A 19,165-nucleotide genomic window follows, 5' to 3' on the forward strand; every position below is an offset into this window, starting at 1 on the left:
GCCTGAAGTGATCAAACACTTTACTTCTTTAGTTTAACGCATAATCGAAGGAAAGAGTATGACTTTCTTTTTCACATCATATAATCCAAGCTGTGTAATGCGGACATACGGAAGATGTGTAGATGAAAAAAACAGCAGGCTGTAGATTGGATCTTCAAACGCATAGCCGCGTTTTCGGAGTTCAGATGTTAATTTTTTCTCTTCCTCTATTAGTTCTTCGACCGCAAGCGGAGACATTCCTCCCGCGATGGGGAGCTTGATCTCACTTACAACGCTTCGATCTTCAACTAGAACGATGCCGCCTTTCATTTCCTTGATGCGATTGAAAGCTGCAAGCATATCACGCTTGCTTTTTCCGATTAAAAGGATGTCTCCTGTGCTGGAGTACGAGCTTGCAAATCCCGATACACTCGTGGCAAATCCTTTGAGAAGCGTGTTCACTCTCCATTTGCCCTTTTTGTCCACCAGCATGAAAAAGCACTCATCATGATCATCATCGAGCTTTTCAGCCGTTGGATTGAGAGAAATATGATACGGCTTCGTAATAACAGAGTTCACCATATCAATTCCGGCCAGTGAGCTGAACTGAAAATCCTTCAGCGTTAAATCCCAGTTCAAATCAAGAGGACCCATTCCATAATCGTTCCATGGGAATGAAGATCTCTCCTTCACAGCTTTGCCGTCCCGCTTGATCCATTGTCCTTTCGCCAGCACGGCCTCAGGATTTGGATGCTGCACAGCGTCGAGAATGTTAAGATGAGCCACTCTTCCCGGTGCGACCATTCCGAGTATATGCTCCTTGCCGTAATATCTTGCTATGTTATAGGATGCCATCTTATACGCATCAATCGGGTCAATTCCTTCTTCAAGCGCAATGGAAATCATTTTATCCGTCACACCCTCTTCATAAAAAGCAGGTGTGGAGCCATCTGTTGTAAAAATCACACGGTCAAAATGAGCCGCACCAATCTCTTTCATTTCCCTTAGGATTTGACGAAGATCCGGGCGAATGGATGAATACCTTAGTGACGTGGTCAGCCCGAGATTCAGTCTCATCATGGCCTCTTCCCCTGTCATCGCCTCATGGTCACAATCCACTCCGAGAAGAGCCATTTGCGTGAGGGTTTTCTCAGAAGCTCCCGGCAGATGCCCTTCCACCCTTTTTCCTGCTCTTCGGGTTTCACGCATGTAATGCAGCAGGTTATCATCTCCCTGCATGACTTTAGGCCAGCTGGTTAGTTCTCCCCCCTGAATGACATACGGAGAAGACAGCATTTTTTTCACATTGCTCAATGAGAAGAGCGCATCTTCATTTAACAGCTCGGACTGTGAATCAAACCGGCACCACCAATAATAGGTATAAGGCAGTTTATTCATGTCCTCCATAAGAGAAAGCGCTTTCGTAATTGGCGTCGATAAAAAAAGTTTGAGGTTGTCGCAGATGAATGTGGTTGTGCCGCGAACCGACGCATAATCACCCAACGTCTGGGGATTATATAATTGAAACGGGTGTGCATGCGGTTCAATATATCCGGGCACAACATATTTTCCGTCCAGCTCCACCATTTCTGTGCCGGTGGTTTCATGGGGCAGGTTGTCCCCCACATATACAATGCGGTTATCGTAGATCCATATATTTGCTTTAGTCCAGCAATGCCGGGCAGTATTTAAATACGTTGCATTCTTCAGTACCATGGTGGGAGCCAATTCGCCGAGAATAACGGCCTGATGACGGCGCAATTCCACCTTTGACCAAAATAAAATCTGGTTAGACATGTGCTTGTTTCACCTTTTTCTCTGTAAGTTACATTTTCTCAAGGATACCATACATTTGCGCTGAATGTGTGTCATAACTCCAAACACTTGAAATTCATTAACAGAAAGGAAAATCACTGCTATGAAACAGAATATCGGAATCCTCAACGCCATGATCCGCATTGTTTGCGGGTTAACCATGCTTGCCATGTTAACTGCCAAATACACCCGTAAACCATGGAAAGGTTCGTACGTATTCATGATGACCCTTGCCGCCATGAAAGTCGCCGAGGGCATCCTCCGCTATTGTCCGGTCACCGAAATGGTCAAACAAGGCTCCGAGCTGAAAGACATGGACCTCAATGACATCACCAAAGAAGGCAACCCGATTAACCCGAGCTAAATCTCACATTTCCCAAGCGGTTATAAAATTATTGCTTAGAGAGTCTCCTGCAAAAAATCTTCATTGAAGAGTTGATTGAGTGCAAGGTGCGAGACTCCTCGAAAATGAACACCACATTTTCTTCGTGCGATGTATCGCTGCTGAAGCGTTCCTTGTCCTGAGGGAAAAGCGGGACAGCTGAGACCAGGAAGCCGCTTGCGCCGTATGGGCTCAGCGCCCACCCTCGGAAAGCGAGCATCCTCTAGCGTAAATCAACTACCCACATCAACTAAAAATGCATACAAAAAAACTCCCCTTGATTGGGGAGTTTTCTGCAAGGAGGGACAGCTATGAAAGAATTTTTAATGGATACGATTTTTGTATATGCCACGCTCATTGGCGGGATCATTGCCATACTTTTTGCTGTGGTTAAAAAGCGGCGCGTGAAATAGCTTTCGAACCGATGTCTGTCCGGTAAAAGGACTGGCTGCAGCTGATTTTCTGCATTTCTGTATACACGTTTTCCTGAGCGCTGGCCAAGTCTGTTCCTTTTACAGCCGCCAGGAGAATGCGTCCGCCATCCGTCACCAGCTGGTCTCCTGCCAGTTTCGTTCCGGCATGGAATAACAGTGTAGACTCATCAAGGTTTTCAATCCCGTTGATGGCGATGCCTTTCTCATATTGATCAGGATAGCCGCCAGAAGCGAGAACCACACCGATCACCGCTTCGTCACTCCAGTTCAATTCCACTTCTTCTTTTCGTAAAATACCAAGCAGGATCTGGGCAAAATCACCCTGCAGCCTTGGCAATACGACCTGTGTTTCCGGATCGCCGAAACGGGCGTTGAACTCAATGACCTTCGGACCGTCTGCCGTCAGCATGAGACCTGCGTACAAAATCCCTGTAAATGAACGGCCTTCCTTCACCATCGCTTGGGCAGCAGGATCAAGAACCGTTTTTCGTGCTTCCTCCACCACGGTTTGAGGAATCTGAGGTACCGGTGAGTAAGCGCCCATTCCTCCGGTGTTTGGCCCTTTGTCGCCTGTGAAGGCACGTTTATGGTCCTGAGCAATCACCATCGGGTACACGTTCTCTTCGTTCACAAACGCCATGAAAGAAAATTCTTCGCCTTCCAGATACTCTTCCATCACGACAGAAGCGCTTGCTTCTCCAAAACGGGCCTGGTTCAGCATTTCATCAAGGCCTTTTTCTGCTTCCTCTTCGGTCATGGCCACAATTACACCTTTACCTGCCGCAAGTCCGTCCGCTTTTAAAACGATTGGTGCCCCCTGCTCCTTCAAATACGTTCTTGCTTCCTCATAGGAAGTAAACGTTTTTGATTTCGCTGTCGGGATGCCGTGCTTGTCCATAAGATCCTTCGCAAATGATTTACTTCCCTCGATCAATGCGGCTTCCTTTGACGGACCGAAAATAGACAGCCCTTCTTGTTGAAAATCATTGACGATTCCGTTTAAAAGAGGGACTTCAGCTCCCACGAAGGTAAGCGCGATGTCATTTTCCTTGGCAAACGCGATAAGACCTTCATGATCGCTTTCCTCGATGTTTACGCATTCTGCCACATCTGCCATTCCCGGATTGCCCGGTGCGGCGTACACTTTTGTTACACTCGGGCTGTTCGCAAAACGCCATACGATGGCATGCTCACGGCCGCCCTTTCCTACTACCAAAACGTTCATGCTGTCTCCTCCTTGGTACAGATTTTAATGTTTGAAGTGGCGTACGCCGGTAAATACCATGGCGATGCCGTATTCGTCTGCCTTTTTGATGGAATCTTCATCTTTAACCGATCCGCCTGGCTGGATGATGGCAGTGATTCCTGCTTTCGCTGCGGCTTCGACGGTATCGTCCATTGGGAAAAAGGCATCTGATCCAAGGGCGCTTCCCTGTGCTTTTTCTCCTGCCTGTTCAATCGCAATATTTGCCGCGCCGACACGGTTCATCTGTCCGGCACCGACACCGATGGTCATTTGATCCTTTGTTAGAACAATCGCATTGGATTTAATGTGCTTAACCACTTTCCATGCGAGTTTTAGATCTTCCCATTCTTTTTCGGTCGGCTCACGCTTCGTTGGCACGGAGATGTTGGCTTGATCCAGACCGTAAGCATCCTCGTCCTGAACAAGAAGGCCGCCGCGGACGGTAGTCAGCTTTTTCTCCTGCTTTTTATCTTCACCGAGCTCCAATGTAAGGAGACGGATGTTTTTCTTTTTTGTTAAAATTTCTTTCGCTTCTGTGCTGAACGATGGTGCAATGACGATTTCAAGGAAAATCTCGCTCATTTTTTGCGCTGCCGCTGCGTTGATTTCCACGTTGGATGCGATGATGCCCCCAAAAATAGAGATCGGATCGGCTTCAAACGCTCTCGCGAACGCTTCTTCTACAGAGCTGCCTGTGCCGACTCCGCACGGATTCATGTGTTTAACAGCCACAACAGCCGGATCTGAAAATTCGCGAACGATTTGGAGAGCTGCATCCGCATCATTGATGTTGTTGTAGGAAAGCTCTTTGCCATGAAGCTGTTCAGCCTGGGCAATCGATGTTTTCGTGCCAAGCGGCGCTTTGTAAAATGCTGCCTTTTGGTGTGGGTTCTCCCCATAGCGAAGATCCTGTTTCTTTTCGTAGGTAACCGTGAAAGATTCCGGGTTCTCCTCTTCCACCATGTTGGTGAGGTATTCTGCGATCAGCGCGTCGTAAGCCGCTGTGTGACGGAATGTCTTTGCCGCAAGCTTTTTGCGTGTTTCATCCGACACCTGATTGTTTTGCTGAACTTCTTCCAGCACTTTGGAGTAATCTGCAGGATCTACGACAACCGTTACATACGCATGGTTTTTCGCAGCCGAGCGAAGCATGCTTGGCCCACCGATATCAATATTTTCAATGGCATCTTCAAACGCTACATTTTCCTTTGCGATGGTTTCTTTAAACGGATAAAGGTTAACCACAACAAGATCGATCGGGGAGATGCCGTTCTCCTCCATTTGCTGAACGTGGCTCTCATTGTCGCGAACCGCAAGAAGGCCGCCGTGAATCATCGGATGAAGTGTTTTTACACGTCCGTCCATGATTTCCGGAAAGCCTGTTACTTCAGATATACCGGTTACCTTAACACCAGCTTCCTGCAATGCCTTGCTTGTTCCCCCAGTGGAGATGATTTCCACGCCTTGTTCGGCCAGCGCCTGAACAAAAGGAACCAACCCTTCTTTATTGGAAACTGACACTAATGCTCGTTTGATGCTCAAAATGATACGCCTCCTACTTTCTCTTGGTTGAATAGCTGTTGCAGCACACTTGGAAACAATTGATGCTCGACCTGCTGAATCCGCTCCTGCAGTGTCTCTCTTGTATCCTCTTTTTTAATCGCTACCGTTTTCTGTGCGATGATTGGACCTGTATCCATACCACTGTCCACGAAATGTACGGTAACACCGGTTACTTCTGCCTTTGCGTCGAGAGCCTGTCCGACCGCATCCTTGCCCGGAAATGCCGGCAAGAGCGAAGGATGGATGTTAACGATACGCCCTTCATATTCAGACAGCAATGTAGAACCAATCAGACGCATGTAACCCGCAAGCACGATAAATTCTATGTTTCTGTCCCTCAGCTGTTTTAAAATTTCCGTTTCGAACGCTGTTTTTGTTTCATACTCTTTTGGATAAAACGCAAACGTTTCCGTTCCTGACTGTTCAGCACGCTCCACTACGCGCGCGCCGGGCTTGTCGCAAACCAGAAGCGAGACGTTCGCTTCCAGTTTCTTTTCATTGATGGCGTCGATGATCGCCTGGAAATTCGAGCCGCTTCCTGATGCGAAGATAGCGATTTTCTTCATTTCAGCTCACCGCCGCCAAAGTGGACACCTTCGCCCGTTTTCACGCGGCCGATGACAAACGCCTTTTCCCCGTCATTTTCGAGTGACTTGATCACATCAAAAGATTCCTCATAATCGACAGCAAGCACCATCCCAATCCCCATGTTGAACGTAGTGAACATTTCTTTTCTTCCGATGTTTCCTGTTTGTTCAATGGTTTCAAAGATAGCGGGAACCGGCCATGAACCGTAATCCACTTCTGCTGCAAGTCCTTCCGGAAGCATACGCGGAATATTTTCCTCAAATCCGCCGCCCGTAATATGAGCTGCGCCGTGTACTTGATAGTTTTTAAAGACATTAAGCAACGGTTTTACATAAATGCGTGTTGGAGCCAGCAGCTCTTCGCCCAATGTTTTTCCATCCGTTCCAAAGCTGCCATCCAAATCCAGCTGGCCTGATTCCAGAAGAGCTTTGCGGACGAGGGAATAGCCGTTGCTGTGGATGCCATTGGAGGCAAGCCCGATAAGAACGTCTCCTTCTTTTACAAGGTCAGGGTGAATGAGTTTGGATTTTTCTGCAGCGCCGACCGAAAAGCCGGCAAGATCATAATCACCATTGCTGTACATGCCTGGCATTTCTGCCGTTTCTCCACCAATCAGGGCACAGCCTGCCTGCTCACATCCGTCGGCTACCCCTTTGACGATATCCTCAATTTTCACAGGATCCAGCTTTCCGCATGCGATGTAATCCAGGAAGTACAGCGGCTCGGCTCCCTGTGCAACGATATCGTTCACGCACATCGCCACAGCGTCCACTCCAATGGTATCATGTTTATCCATCATGATTGCGACCATAAGCTTTGTGCCCACTCCGTCCGTACCGGAAATCAGAACCGGCTCCTTGTACGGCAGATTGGACAAGTCAAACATTGCCCCAAAGCCGCCAAGGCCTGCCATGACTTCAGGACGGCGTGTACGCAATGCGTGCTTCTTGATTCTGTCTACCGCCTCGTAACCCGCTTCAATATCCACTCCGGCCTGTCTATATGCCTCTGCCATTGTATTTCCTCCCTTTTTTGCCATTACACCATTTCTTTTTCGTACGGAAGCACGGTATCCGGATAAATCTCTGTTGGATACTTCCCGGTAAAGCAAGCCAGGCACTGTCCGTTATTCGGATCGCCGTCCGGGCGTCCGATGCCTCTCAATAATCCTTCAGGTGATAAGAAGGCTAATGAATCTGCTCCGATAATGTCTCTGATTTCCTCTACCGAGTGATTGGAGGCGATCAATTCAGCACGCTCGGATGTATCAATGCCGTAGTAGCACGGATGAGCAATTGGAGGCGCTGTAATCCGCACATGCACTTCAGTTGCTCCTGCTGCACGCAGCATTTTCACGATTCTGCGGCTCGTTGTTCCGCGGACGATGGAGTCATCGACCATCACCACGCGTTTGCCTTCGACGATTCCCCGTACAGGGGACAGCTTCATTTTCACACCAAGCTCCCGCAATTCCTGTGAAGGCTGGATGAATGTCCGGCCCACATAACGGTTTTTGATCAAGCCGATTTCGTATGGAATGCCTGATGCTTCGGCATAGCCGATCGCGGCTGAAATACTGGAGTCCGGAACCCCTGTCACGACATCCGCTTCAACTGGAGCTTCACGGTACAATTCTTTTCCAAGGTTCTTTCTGGCACTGTGAACGTTCACCTGGTCGATGTTGCTGTCAGGCCGTGAAAAATAAATATATTCCATGGAACAAATCGAACGGTTCGTCGGTGAAGAAAAACGGTCCGCTGTCATTCCATTATCGTCAATAATCAAAAGTTCTCCCGGTTTCACATCGCGAAGATACTCTGCACCCACCACGTCAAAGGCACAGGTTTCGGAAGCCACCACATAAGCATCTCCCAGCATGCCAATGGAAAGCGGACGCAAACCGTTTGGGTCTAGAGCGACCATCAGCTTTTCCTCGGTCATGATGACAAAGGCATAAGCCCCTTTCAGCATAGTAAGGGCATTTCTTACCTGATCCTTGAGATCCATATAACCGCTGCGCTTGATCAGATGGGCCAAAACTTCCGTATCAGATGTCGTCTGAAAAATGCTTCCTTGCGCTTCGAGCTGGTGTTTCAGCGCGTTCGCGTTCACAAGGTTTCCGTTATGTGCAACGGCAAGGCTTGACGTTTGTGAGCGGAAAAGCAGGGGCTGAACATTTGCATATTCATTGCCCCCTGCTGTGGAATAGCGCACATGGCCGATGGCCGCATGCCCTGTCATTCCTTCAAGTTCTCCGCGGCTGAACACCTCGGTAACAAGCCCATGTCCTTTGTGCATTTTCAACTTTTCACCGTCTGTTACAACAATTCCTGCGCCTTCCTGTCCTCTGTGCTGAAGGCTGTGCAACCCGTAATAGGTGAGCTGGGCAGCATCCTGATGTCCCCAGATTCCAAACACACCACATTCTTCGTTTAAGCCTTTGATGTCAGCAAGCATGGTATGGCTCCTTTCCAAGCCGAATGAAGTTCATCGTAAGTTGCGGTCAGCACTTCTTCATTTTCATGGTCGATGCGCAGAACCGCGTTATCCGTTACAAATCCGATCTGTTTCGCGTCTTCGTTCATTGATTCAAACGCTTTGGCGTTTTCCGGTTTTACTGAAACAAGGAAGCGTGATTGGGTTTCGCTGTAAAGGGCTGAAACAAGGTCTCCCTCAAGCTCAACGGACGCCCCTGTATTGCCGTTCATCATGCTTTCGGCAAGCGCAACAGCCAATCCGCCCTCTGCTACGTCATGTGCAGATTCCACAAGTCCGTTCTGAATCGCTTCTAGCAATTGCTTCTGGCGTTTGACTTCCGTTTCAAGATTCAACGCCGGTGCTTTTCCTGAAATTTTGCCAAGCTGCATTTTTTGCAGCTCGCTTCCGCCAAACTCCTGATGGGTTTCACCAATCACATAGATCAGATCTCCCGGTGTTTTAAAGTATTGGGTTGTAATATGGTCAAGGTGATGTACGAGTCCAACCATCCCGATCACAGGCGTCGGATACACGGCCACACCGTTCGTTTCATTATAAAGAGATACGTTTCCGCCGATAACCGGTGTGCTTAGCGTGCGGCATGCTTCACTCATTCCGTCCGTGGATTTTTCCAGCTGCCAGAAGATTTCCGGCTTTTCCGGATTTCCGTAGTTCAGGCAGTCCGTAATGGCAAGCGGTTCAGCACCGGAACAAACGAGGTTTCTCGCTGCTTCTGCCACTGCAATCTTTCCGCCGGTTTCCGGATCAAGGTAGAGATAGCGTGAGTTACAGTCAGTTGTCATCGCTAGTGCCTTATCCGTTTCACGGATGCGGATAACAGCGCTATCCGATCCCGGAGGCACGACCGTGTTCGTGCGAACCATATAGTCATACTGGTCAAATACCCACGATTTGCTCGCGATCGTCGGCTGTGATAACAGCTCCAGAAGCGTTTCCTTTTTGCTTTCTACTGTTGGAACGAACGCTTCCTCGTTTTGAAACTGTGAAAACATCTCGGGTTCCTTGGATGGCTTATGATAAACCGGTGCTTCTTCTGCAAGTGCATCAACCGGAACATCGGCGACGACTTCGCCGTGATGAAGAAGGCGAAGCTGTTTTTCTTCAATAACCGTACCAACGACTACTGCTTCAAGACCCCATTTTTCAAAAATATCAATGGCTTCCTGTTCTCTGCCTTTTTGCATAACGATCAACATACGTTCCTGAGATTCAGATAGCATCATTTCGTAAGCGGTCATGTTCAATTCACGCTGCGGCACAAGGTCAAGGTTCATCTCGATTCCCATTCCTGCTTTACTTGCCATCTCAGCGGATGAGCTGGTAAGGCCGGCTGCTCCCATGTCCTGGATACCAACAAGAGCATCACAGTTCTGAATCAGCTCAAGGCACGCTTCAAGCAATAACTTTTCCATGAACGGATCGCCCACCTGAACGGCAGGGCGCTTCTCCTCAGAAGCTTCGGTCAATTCCTCGGAGGCGAAAGTCGCCCCGTGGATTCCGTCGCGTCCTGTTCTTGCTCCAACATACATAACCGAGTTGCCAGCGCCTTTTGCCTGTCCTTTTTGGATGTCCTTGTGGTCGATCAAGCCCACACACATCGCGTTGACAAGAGGATTTCCGTCGTAGGAAGCGTCAAACTGAACTTCGCCCCCAACGGTTGGAATCCCGATACAGTTGCCGTAGCCTGCGATCCCGGCTACCACTTCTTCAAACAAATATTTCACGCGAGAAGACGTCAATTCGCCAAAACGAAGCGAGTTTAACAGCGCAACCGGGCGCGCACCCATGGAAAAGATGTCACGGATGATGCCGCCCACTCCTGTGGCTGCACCCTGGTACGGTTCAATCGCAGATGGGTGGTTGTGGCTTTCAATTTTGAAAACAACTGCCTGGCCATCGCCGATGTCTACCACTCCGGCTCCTTCTCCTGGTCCCTGAAGCACGCGTTCTCCATCCACCGGGAACTTTCGAAGCACCGGCTTGGAGTTTTTATATGAACAATGCTCACTCCACATGACCGAGAACAATCCGGTCTCCGTCCAGTTCGGAAGGCGGCCGATGATCGATTGGACCAGCCCAAACTCCTCGTCATTCAAGCCCATTTCACGATATAATTTTTGCTCCTGAATTTGCTCTGCAGTCGGCTCATGAAGATAAGACATGGTTTTCCCTCCAGCTTTTTACGATTGATTGAAACAATTTCAGTCCGTCGGCACTGCCCAAAAGCTCGCTTACCGCGCGCTCCGGATGCGGCATCATGCCAAGCACGTTGCCTTTGGCATTCATGATTCCGGCAATATCCGAAATCGATCCGTTCGGGTTATTTTTATAGCGGAAAATAATGCGGTTCTCTTCTTCCAGCTGTTTTAGTGTCTCTTCATCACAATAATAGTTTCCCTCGCCGTGAGCGATCGGAATAACAATCTCTTCGTCCTTCTCATAAGAAGAGCTGAACATGGTTTCGTTGTTTACAACGTTCAATGTTTCGGGCTGGCAGATGAATTTCAATGATTCGTTCCGGCGCATGGCCCCCGGAAGCAATCCGGTTTCTAAAAGGATTTGAAATCCGTTGCAGACGCCAAGCACTGGCTTGCCTGCTTGTGCCGCTTTTTTCACTTCATCCATAACATTGGAAAACTGGGCGATGGCGCCTGTACGAAGGTAATCGCCATACGAGAAGCCGCCCGGCAGCAGGATGCCGTCAAAACGGTCGAGATTTTCTTCGTCATGCCAAACGTACTCGGCTTCTGCACCAAGCTCGTCCTTTACGGCGTGAAACATGTCAATGTCACAGTTGGATCCTGGAAAAACAATGACCGCAAACCTCACTGTGCGACAACCTCCTCCACCTCATAGCGGTAATCTTCAATGACCGGGTTGGAAAGCAATTTTTCACACATTTCTCTGACGGATTTGTCTAAATCCTGAACGCTGTCTTCAATCGTAAGCTCGAGGTATTTACCGATGCGGACATCCTGTACCTCGTTGTACTCCATGCGGTGCAATGAGCCTTTAACCGCTGATCCCTGTGGATCCAATACGCTTTCTTTCAATGTGACGAATACTTTTACTTTATACATGAAGGTTTCCCCCTAAGCGTTCTAAGATTTTTTCATAAGCATCTGTTAAGCTGCCAAGATCTCGGCGAAATACGTCTTTATCGAGCTTTTCATTCGTTTCACTATCCCAAAGGCGGCACGTATCCGGTGAAATTTCGTCGGCCACCAGAAGCTCACCTTTGGCATTGGTGCCGAACTCCAGTTTGAAATCTACTAATCTTATATTTTTTTCTGCAAAAAATTGAACAAGAACGGAATTGACCTGAAGCGCAAGCTCCTTCATTTCTTCAAGCTGCTGTGGAACAGCAAGCTCTAAAGCTGCGATATGGTCGGTGTTAAAAAGAGGATCGCCAAGGTCGTCATTTTTGTAATAAAATTCGACGATCGGCTTACGCAGAACGTGTCCTTCCGGCAGTCCCGTCCGTTTGGCCAGTGTTCCTGCCACCACGTTACGGACAACCACTTCCAGTGGAATGATCTCCACATGCTGGACAATCTGTTCGGTTGGAGATTGTTTGGAGATAAAGTGATTTGGAATGTTGTTTTGCTGCAAAAGTGCAAACATCAGGCTGGTGATCTCGTTGTTCAAGCGGCCTTTTCCATCGATGGTTGCTTTCTTCTCACCGTTAAACGCAGTTGCTGAATCCTTGTACTCCACCCACACGGTGTTTCTGTCTTCTGTGCTGTAAATCTTCTTCGCCTTTCCTTCATAAAGCAAGGTTTGCTTTTCCATTCAAAATCCCCCTGACATAAGTCGAATTTCATTGCAAAAATCACGAATATTGGAAAAATAGAAATGCTGAAATGTCCGTTAAGACCCGACAAGCGTTGGAACTTTTGATCATAAAACGCGATCCAATTCAGCAGGGTTTCCAGGACGGCACCAATCTGCTTTTCCGTCCTGAATATCCCATTGGTATATTAAAGACCGAGTCGCTCGAAAATCGTATCAACATGCTGTAGGTGGTACGAGTAGTCGAAGCAGTCTTCGATGTCTTCTGGTGTAAGTTTTTCCGTAATGCGCGGCTCTTCCTGTACGAGCTGCTTGAACTGGATGCCTTCTTCCCAAGCCTGCATGGCTTTCGGCTGAACAATGTCATAAGCAGCTTCACGGCTCATGCCTTTATCGATCAGCTTCAACAGCACACGCTGCGAGTAAATCAATCCGTACGTCCTTGTCATGTTGCGTTTCATGTTTTCCGGGAACACTGTTAAGTTCTTCACGATGTTGCCAAAGCGGTTAAGCATGTAATCGAGCGCAATGGTTGCATCCGGCAGAATGACACGCTCTGCAGAAGAGTGAGAGATGTCACGTTCATGCCAAAGTGCCACATTTTCATACGCGGTCATCATGTAGCCGCGGATGACGCGTGCCATACCCGTCATGTTCTCGGAACCAATCGGGTTGCGTTTGTGAGGCATCGCAGAAGATCCTTTTTGGCCTTTGGCGAAGAACTCTTCCACTTCACGCGTTTCACTTTTTTGCAGTCCGCGGATTTCAACGGCGAACTTCTCAATGCTTGTTGCTACAAGCGCCAATGCTGACATGTAATGCGCATGACGGTCACGCTGCAGGGTTTGTGTGGAAATTGGCGATGCTTCAAGCCCCAACTTTTCACAAACATATTTTTCAACGAATGGATCGATGTTGGCATATGTACCAACAGCTCCGCTGATTTTTCCAACGCGTACGGTGTCAGCTGCCTGCTTGAAACGCTCAAGGTTTCGCTTCATCTCTCCATACCAGAGCGCGAGCTTCAAACCAAAGGTAGTCGGTTCTGCGTGAACACCGTGCGTGCGGCCCATCATGACCGTGTATTTATGTTCTTTCGCTTTGTTTCCGATGATCTCGATGAACTTCTCGATGTCTTTGATCAAAATTTCGTTCGCCTGCAAAAGCAGGTAAGATAATGCTGTATCCACTACGTCGGTGGAAGTCAGTCCGTAGTGGACCCACTTGCGCTCTTTGCCGAGTGATTCGGATACCGCGCGTGTAAAAGCAACCACATCATGGCGTGTTTCCTGCTCGATTTCAAAAATACGATTAATATCAAATGATGCGTTCTCGCGCAGTTTCTTAACGTCCTCTTTTGGAATCTCCCCAAGCTCTGCCCATGCTTCACAAGCCAAAATCTCGACTTCCAGCCAAGCCTTAAAGCGGTTCTCGTCTGTCCAAATCGCTCCCATTTCAGGGCGTGTATACCGTTCAATCATGTCGTTACCTCCAGCTTTTCCATCTTGAGTACAGCAGCTTTAATGTATTCTGCTTTGTTGAGTGCTTCGCTTACCGTGTTTCCGAGCACGGTGATGTGTCCCATTTTTCGTTTCACTTTTGCTTCTTCTTTTCCGTAAAGATGCAGCTTGGCGTCTTTCAGAAGTTCCAGGTTTTCAAGCAGCGGTTTCACATGTTCACCGAGCACATTGATCATGACTACGGGGCTGACCAGTGACGTCCGGCCGAGCGGAAGTCCGCATACGGCGCGTACATGCTGCTGAAACTGTGAGGTTTCACAGGCTTCAATGCTGTAGTGGCCGGAATTATGAGGCCGCGGCGCCAGTTCGTTCACGTAAATTTCCCCGTTGATGCCAAGGAACATCTCCACAGCAAGCGTTCCATACAGGTTAAGCTCATGAGCAATTTTCTTGGCCATGTCATACGCATTGGCCGCTGTTTCCTCTGAAATTCTTGCCGGCACAATCGACTCGTGAAGAATGTTTTCCAGGTGGATGTTCTCCGCCACAGGGAACGTGCTCATTTCACCTTTTGTGCTTCGGGTGACGATTACCGACAGTTCTTTTTCAAAGGATACCCAGCTTTCAAGAACGCATTCTCTGCTCCCTGCGAAAAGCTCCTCTGCTTTTTCCATATCCCCTTCTGTCCGGATGACAGCCTGGCCTTTTCCGTCATAGCCGCCCTGGCACGTTTTCAAAACGGCAGGAAGACCGAGCTGGCTGACAGCCGCCTGGAGCTCTTCCTTGCTTTGTACAGGAAGGTAAGGAGCAACACGTACGCCCGCTTTTTCAATCGCCTGCTTTTCACGAATGCGGTGCTGAGTCAGATAGAGAAGCTCGCTGCCCTGTGGCATATAGGCGTTATTCTCAAGCCATTGCGCTCTCTCGCTGTCCACGTTTTCAAATTCATAGGTGATCACGTCACTTTTTTGAGCCAGTTCTTCAATGCCCTTTACATCGTCATAAGGTGCAACAATCTGGTGGTCGCTGATTTGTCCACACGGTGAATTTTCACCAGGGTCCAAAACTACAATTCCGTATCCCATTTCTCTAGCGCTGATTGCCATCATACGGCCCAATTGGCCTCCGCCCAAGATGCCAATCGTTTGGCCCGGCAAAATCGTTTTGTTTTTAGCCAAGAGAATCACTGCTTTCTATAACGGCTTGTTCAATCTTCTCACGCCGCTTCGTTAAACGATTGTTTAAATCCTGATCTGTAATGGCTAGAATCTGTGCGGCCAGGAGACCTGCGTTGGTGGCTCCAGCTTTCCCGATGGCAACAGTTGCTACCGGAACACCTCCAGGCATCTGCACGATGGACAGAAGAGAATCCAGTCCGTTTAAGGCTTTGGATTGTACCGGAACGCCGATGACCGGCAGCACGGTTTTAGCCGCCACCATTCCCGGCAGATGGGCTGCACCGCCCGCTCCTGCAATTATAACGCCAATATTTCTGCTTTTTGCCTCTTCAGCATACTGGAACATGCGGTCAGGCGTCCGATGAGCCGACACCACCTGCTTTTCATAAGGAACCTTCAGCTCCTCAAGAATATCACAGGCATGTTTCATTGTTTCCCAATCGGATGTACTTCCCATTATTACGCCAACTTTGTTTTCCATCGTATCCTCCCCGCAATCAAAAATGCTATGTGAAATGAATTTTTTGCAATAAAAAAGTCCAGTGTACTCACTTTCTCTATCTTTGAGAGAAAGCTACTACGCTGGACATACTTCATCACCTGCGGATATGCCGAAAACAGCAGTGTGCTTCCCCTCATAGTCCGATGAATAACGGTCATCGGGTAGAGACTTACGGGCCATAATCCCGTGATTATATGAGGTACTATTGTTTTGTCACCCTTATTGTAACGAAGGGTCTTCTCCTATGTCAACCAAAAAGTCGAACAATAATATATTCTGACAATTTAATGTTCGGTTTTTACTGCAATTTTCCTTCAAAAACGATGCGTTGTTCGTGATATTCCTGAACCGTTTTCCCATTTTTCTTCACTTCTTTAAACACCGGCTCTTCCATGCGGCGTACGGGAGAATAGCCTTCCCCGGCCATGCGGTCCAAACAATCAGAGATCGTCTCACCGGGTTGTACTTCAAACTTTTTCTTTTTCGGCTTTTTATCCATGCCTACCTCCGTATGCTTTTGACCCAGAATCCACCATGAAAGGCCTTTGGTTCATGAGAAATAATGAACGCCTTTGGATCCAGTGCTCTAACGATTTCATAAAGGTTGGATTCCGATTTTCGCGATGTCAGGATCTCCATCATCATTCGCTGTCCTTCCCGCCCTGAGGCCATCCAGTCCGTTACGCCATATCCTTTTGACCTGATTTCATTCGGCAAGCCTGCTGAGATATTTGTGGTAATAACATTAACTGTAATATATCCGAGTGCCAGCTTTTCTTCAATCTTCATGCCGACGAGTACGCCAAGACCATAACCAAGAGCATACGCAATCAGGTTCTGAATTTTATCCAGGTTGTCCAGCACAAGTCCAAGACCGATGACATAAATAATAACCTCAAACACACTGATTAATGCTGCGAGGTATCTTTGATTTTTTAATGTCAAAATCATTCTAATTGTGAAGAATGAGACATATACCACATTAATCAGAAGAATAATCCCAATCATCACGAAGCCGTTTTCCAACATCATTTACACTCCTTCTTTAGCCTGTCCATTATGATGCCATAAAAGTAATTTACCATGTTTTTCGCTGGTTGAAAAATGAAGATTTATCCAGTAATTTCTATCATCCGCATCAAGTTGGATAGGCACATTTTCCATGTTTCTTCATAGGTTATAAAAGCTTTTCGGGAAAGGAATTGATATCATGTACCCTTATTATTATCAAGCACCCCAACCACCGTTTGAAGAAACCCATTATTATTACGACCCCTACGAGGCAGAGCGTCAGCAGCAGGCCCAGCAAAGCCAGCAGCAGCAATCTTATCAGCAGCTGTTAAATGTGTTAATGTCGAGCATTATTGGTGAAGCGACAGCTGTTGATTTCTATACACGTTTGGCGAAAGAGGCGCCAAACGAATACAGTCGGAAAGTTTTATTGGATGCGGCCAAAGATGAAAAGACACATCTACAGTTGTTTACCCGTCTTTACACATCTATAACAGGTAAGCAGCCGAACTACAAGATTCGTCCGGTAAAAATCCAAAACTTCCGTCAAAGCCTGTTTGAAGCATATGAAGATGAACTTGCTGATTATGAAAAATACCGTGATGCGTATCTGATGACACAGGATCCCACCATCCGGGATACCTTCTTTCGTCCTTTCTCAGACGAAATCAAGCACGCGACCAAATTCAGCTACCTGCTGAATGCCCGCTAAAAAAGAGTGCCGGACTACGGCACTCTTTTATTGTAAATAAAAAGCTTAAGGACTGGATTTATCCTTAAGCTTACCTTATTCAGGTTCATCTTGGGTCTGATGCTGCTGATGAATCCCCTCCTGCTGAATTTCATCAATGATCGTTTCCATATCCTCCAGATGGGCCTCTCCGGTTAGTCCAATATTGAGGGTGCCCTTGAGCTCTTTGACATGCAGTTCCTGAATTTTATAATTAATGTTTTCAATATTCACAGGCTTGATGTTGCTTAACGCTTCTTTCAGGGATTGGTTTTCATGCTGCAGTTCAATAATTTGCTGCTGAAGCTGCTGTAAAATATGGTACAGGTCTTGGTCCATCTCATTGAACCTCCTTCATCTCTCCAACGTTTCACCACTGGGCGAAAGCTGCATATACTGTCAGGGCAAGGGAGTGAGAGCTATGAATCCTTCATGGGGCAAGGGAAACGAATGGAAAAAGTATGCCGACCAGGTACTCGGTAAGGACTTCTTTGAAGACTTTAAAGAATTTGGATTAGCAAACCAAGGGCCTCTAGTTAATATATATGAAAACAAAGATGAAATTTACTGCTTAATTAATCTCCCAGGTGTAAAAAATATTGAAGATGTGAATCTGTACGTACATTACCGCACCCTGAAGGTCACAGGAAACATCGATTTTTCCATAAAAAAATTTACGTGTGTTACCGAGGAAATTGTATCAGGTCCGATCGAACGGGAAATTCCTCTCCCCCATTCGGTAGAAGACCGACCGCTGGATGCCGGCTACTATCGCGGACTGCTTTATGTGCGCCTCCAGCGCCTGAAACAGGAAAAAGAAAATCAAAAAGTAAAAATCTACGACTATTTTGAATAAGACCCAGAGGCCTGTGTGGAGCCCTCTGGGTCGTTTTTTCGTTGTGGTGCATTTTAAAACCGTTTAAGGATTGGAGACCAGCATGATTGCCATGTAGTAAAGACGGCAGGCATTCGCCAGAAGCTCGGCTGCCATTTCTTCAGACTGCTTTTTAATATTATCGTTGTCAGCCTGTACGGGAGTTGTTTTCGGCGTTTTTGAGGCTGATGATGGCCCCTGGGTTTGGGATTCACCCGGGTTTTGGCTATTTTGCTTCGCTTCCTTTTGTAAGGAATAACGTTTGATTATGAGCGTTTTACCGATGTTAAGAGAACCCTTCATCATGATTGCATCTACATTTACACTTTTAATCGAAATTTTCATTGAGCTATCCCTCTTTACGGTTTTGAATGGGATCACCATTACACCAATATATGAGGGAGGTGGTGGGATTATGTTTAGTTGGGGTTTTGTGGGATATTTGGCGCGGCATGTGGCTGGGAAGAAGTCTGAATTGCTCCTTTCCTAATTATGAGAGCGTTTTGCACAATTATTATATATTTATTTGCTTTCAGCCTGGCCAAAAACCAGCTTTCGTTCAATTAAATACTGTTTTGGTTCAATTATTTTAATTTCGGTTCAATTCTGACTTCACAAACACTATTTCAACAAAAAAAGAACATAAAAAAAGAACGGAACGAATTTTCATTCGTCCCGCCCTTTTTGCCCGGCAACGTCCTACTCTAACAGGGGGAAGCCCCCAACTACCATCGGCGCTGAAGAGCTTAACTTCCGTGTTCGGTATGGGAACGGGTGTGACCTCTTCGCTATTGCCACCAGACATCTATCGATTTGTGATCAACGGCGATTTTCTTCGTCCGCTTCACTCCTCCTCTTCCTCATGTACGGTAAAGTACACTCCGGAGAGTCGTCGTTTTGCTTCCTCGAATCTCTTGTCGCTGACAAATCTTTTGTTTTTGAGGCATATTCCCTCAAAACTAGATAACTTCATCCAAACGTGCTGATAACGTCCAGCTTCATGAACCCTATCCTCGAGGTCGTTTCGCCCCTTCCGACGAACACCAAAACCGTGTTCTTGTCAGGGTCTCCAACGCTTGTCGGATATAAGCGGTTCATTCCGCTTTTGTTTT

The 19,165-nt window shown here is 47.4% G+C and carries 22 protein-coding genes, 1 rRNA gene and 1 riboswitch; of the genes, 4 read left to right on the forward strand and 19 right to left on the reverse strand.

The window, feature by feature from the left end; translation table 11 throughout:
- Positions 1 to 33: 33 nt before the first annotated feature.
- The gene (locus DMO16_RS14105; protein WP_129478207.1) at positions 34 to 1,776 is read right to left on the reverse strand and encodes an adenine deaminase C-terminal domain-containing protein; all 1,743 of its coding nucleotides are present in this window, start codon (positions 1,774 to 1,776) and stop codon (positions 34 to 36) included.
- Positions 1,777 to 1,897: 121 nt separating this feature from the next.
- Here DMO16_RS14105 and DMO16_RS14110 point away from each other — a divergent pair, with 121 nt between their 5' ends.
- Positions 1,898 to 2,158 carry a YgaP family membrane protein gene (locus DMO16_RS14110; RefSeq protein WP_061974989.1) on the forward strand — a complete coding sequence of 87 codons (261 nt, stop codon included), beginning with the start codon at positions 1,898 to 1,900 and terminating at the stop codon, positions 2,156 to 2,158.
- A gap of 329 nt (positions 2,159 to 2,487) precedes the next feature.
- The gene (locus DMO16_RS25325; protein ID WP_338082342.1) at positions 2,488 to 2,589 is read left to right on the forward strand and encodes an EYxxD motif small membrane protein; all 102 of its coding nucleotides are present in this window, start codon (positions 2,488 to 2,490) and stop codon (positions 2,587 to 2,589) included.
- Here DMO16_RS25325 and purD read toward each other — a convergent pair.
- The 14 genes from purD to DMO16_RS14180 form a co-directional block, all read right to left on the reverse strand.
- Positions 2,567 to 3,835 (reverse strand): phosphoribosylamine--glycine ligase, encoded by a 1,269-nt coding sequence (gene purD / locus DMO16_RS14115; RefSeq protein ID WP_129478209.1) that lies wholly within the window; start codon positions 3,833 to 3,835, stop codon positions 2,567 to 2,569. The genes DMO16_RS25325 and purD overlap by 23 nt on opposite strands.
- Positions 3,836 to 3,859: 24 nt before the next feature.
- Positions 3,860 to 5,398, reverse strand: a complete 1,539-nt coding sequence (gene purH / locus DMO16_RS14120; protein WP_061974994.1) for a bifunctional phosphoribosylaminoimidazolecarboxamide formyltransferase/IMP cyclohydrolase — start codon at positions 5,396 to 5,398, stop codon at positions 3,860 to 3,862.
- On the reverse strand, positions 5,395 to 5,985 hold the full coding sequence (purN, locus tag DMO16_RS14125; protein ID WP_129478211.1) for a phosphoribosylglycinamide formyltransferase: 591 nt from the start codon (positions 5,983 to 5,985) through the stop codon (positions 5,395 to 5,397). The genes purH and purN overlap by 4 nt, the downstream gene beginning before the upstream one ends.
- Positions 5,982 to 7,022, reverse strand: a complete 1,041-nt coding sequence (purM, locus tag DMO16_RS14130; RefSeq protein WP_061974997.1) for a phosphoribosylformylglycinamidine cyclo-ligase — start codon at positions 7,020 to 7,022, stop codon at positions 5,982 to 5,984. Before purM ends, purN begins: the two co-directional genes overlap by 4 nt.
- 23 nt (positions 7,023 to 7,045) lie before the next feature.
- Positions 7,046 to 8,464: an amidophosphoribosyltransferase gene (purF, locus tag DMO16_RS14135; RefSeq protein ID WP_061974999.1), complete on the reverse strand. Its 1,419-nt coding sequence runs from the start codon at positions 8,462 to 8,464 to the stop codon at positions 7,046 to 7,048.
- Positions 8,440 to 10,668, reverse strand: coding sequence for a phosphoribosylformylglycinamidine synthase subunit PurL (gene purL, locus DMO16_RS14140; protein WP_129478213.1), 2,229 nt, complete (start codon positions 10,666 to 10,668; stop codon positions 8,440 to 8,442). Before purL ends, purF begins: the two co-directional genes overlap by 25 nt.
- On the reverse strand, positions 10,652 to 11,335 hold the full coding sequence (gene purQ, locus DMO16_RS14145; protein ID WP_129478215.1) for a phosphoribosylformylglycinamidine synthase subunit PurQ: 684 nt from the start codon (positions 11,333 to 11,335) through the stop codon (positions 10,652 to 10,654). The genes purL and purQ overlap by 17 nt, the downstream gene beginning before the upstream one ends.
- On the reverse strand, positions 11,332 to 11,586 hold the full coding sequence (purS, locus tag DMO16_RS14150) for a phosphoribosylformylglycinamidine synthase subunit PurS (RefSeq protein ID WP_129478217.1): 255 nt from the start codon (positions 11,584 to 11,586) through the stop codon (positions 11,332 to 11,334). Before purS ends, purQ begins: the two co-directional genes overlap by 4 nt.
- A complete protein-coding gene (purC, locus tag DMO16_RS14155) occupies positions 11,579 to 12,298 on the reverse strand; it encodes a phosphoribosylaminoimidazolesuccinocarboxamide synthase (protein ID WP_129478219.1) in 720 nt (239 codons plus the stop codon). The genes purS and purC overlap by 8 nt, the downstream gene beginning before the upstream one ends.
- A gap of 188 nt (positions 12,299 to 12,486) precedes the next feature.
- Positions 12,487 to 13,779: an adenylosuccinate lyase gene (gene purB / locus DMO16_RS14160; RefSeq protein ID WP_129478221.1), complete on the reverse strand. Its 1,293-nt coding sequence runs from the start codon at positions 13,777 to 13,779 to the stop codon at positions 12,487 to 12,489.
- Positions 13,776 to 14,936: a 5-(carboxyamino)imidazole ribonucleotide synthase gene (purK, locus tag DMO16_RS14165; protein ID WP_241840572.1), complete on the reverse strand. Its 1,161-nt coding sequence runs from the start codon at positions 14,934 to 14,936 to the stop codon at positions 13,776 to 13,778. The genes purB and purK overlap by 4 nt, the downstream gene beginning before the upstream one ends.
- Complete coding sequence (gene purE, locus DMO16_RS14170) at positions 14,929 to 15,417, reverse strand: 5-(carboxyamino)imidazole ribonucleotide mutase (protein ID WP_129478223.1); 489 nt, start codon at positions 15,415 to 15,417, stop codon at positions 14,929 to 14,931. Before purE ends, purK begins: the two co-directional genes overlap by 8 nt.
- A gap of 137 nt (positions 15,418 to 15,554) precedes the next feature.
- Positions 15,555 to 15,656, reverse strand: a riboswitch (purine riboswitch).
- An 80-nt stretch (positions 15,657 to 15,736) separates the two neighbouring features.
- A complete protein-coding gene (locus DMO16_RS14175) occupies positions 15,737 to 15,937 on the reverse strand; it encodes an NETI motif-containing protein (RefSeq protein ID WP_129478225.1) in 201 nt (66 codons plus the stop codon).
- A gap of 2 nt (positions 15,938 to 15,939) precedes the next feature.
- Positions 15,940 to 16,467 (reverse strand): DUF2179 domain-containing protein, encoded by a 528-nt coding sequence (locus tag DMO16_RS14180; protein WP_061975017.1) that lies wholly within the window; start codon positions 16,465 to 16,467, stop codon positions 15,940 to 15,942.
- A gap of 181 nt (positions 16,468 to 16,648) precedes the next feature.
- Between DMO16_RS14180 and DMO16_RS14185 the strand changes: the two genes are divergently transcribed.
- Positions 16,649 to 17,161, forward strand: a complete 513-nt coding sequence (locus DMO16_RS14185) for a ferritin family protein (protein WP_061975019.1) — start codon at positions 16,649 to 16,651, stop codon at positions 17,159 to 17,161.
- Positions 17,162 to 17,236: 75 nt separating this feature from the next.
- Here the strand turns inward: DMO16_RS14185 and gerPC are convergent, their stop codons facing one another.
- Entirely contained in the window at positions 17,237 to 17,518 is a 282-nt protein-coding gene (gerPC, locus tag DMO16_RS14190) for a spore germination protein GerPC (protein ID WP_061975022.1), read from the reverse strand.
- A gap of 82 nt (positions 17,519 to 17,600) precedes the next feature.
- On the opposite strand from gerPC, the gene DMO16_RS14195 reads away from it, so the two are divergent.
- Entirely contained in the window at positions 17,601 to 18,035 is a 435-nt protein-coding gene (locus tag DMO16_RS14195) for an Hsp20/alpha crystallin family protein (protein ID WP_129478227.1), read from the forward strand.
- A 63-nt stretch (positions 18,036 to 18,098) separates the two neighbouring features.
- On the opposite strand, the gene DMO16_RS14200 is transcribed toward DMO16_RS14195, so the two are convergent.
- From DMO16_RS14200 to DMO16_RS25195, 3 genes are all read right to left on the reverse strand, one after another.
- Positions 18,099 to 18,398 (reverse strand): hypothetical protein, encoded by a 300-nt coding sequence (locus DMO16_RS14200; RefSeq protein ID WP_129478229.1) that lies wholly within the window; start codon positions 18,396 to 18,398, stop codon positions 18,099 to 18,101.
- Positions 18,399 to 18,739: 341 nt separating this feature from the next.
- Positions 18,740 to 18,855, reverse strand: a 5S ribosomal RNA gene (gene rrf, locus DMO16_RS14205).
- A gap of 167 nt (positions 18,856 to 19,022) precedes the next feature.
- Entirely contained in the window at positions 19,023 to 19,151 is a 129-nt protein-coding gene (locus tag DMO16_RS25195; RefSeq protein ID WP_277873757.1) for a hypothetical protein, read from the reverse strand.
- Between the last annotated feature and the right edge of the window lie 14 nt (positions 19,152 to 19,165).

It is taken from the genome of Fictibacillus sp. S7, assembly GCF_004127935.1.
GTDB lineage: Bacteria > Bacillota > Bacilli > Bacillales > Fictibacillaceae > Fictibacillus_C > Fictibacillus_C enclensis.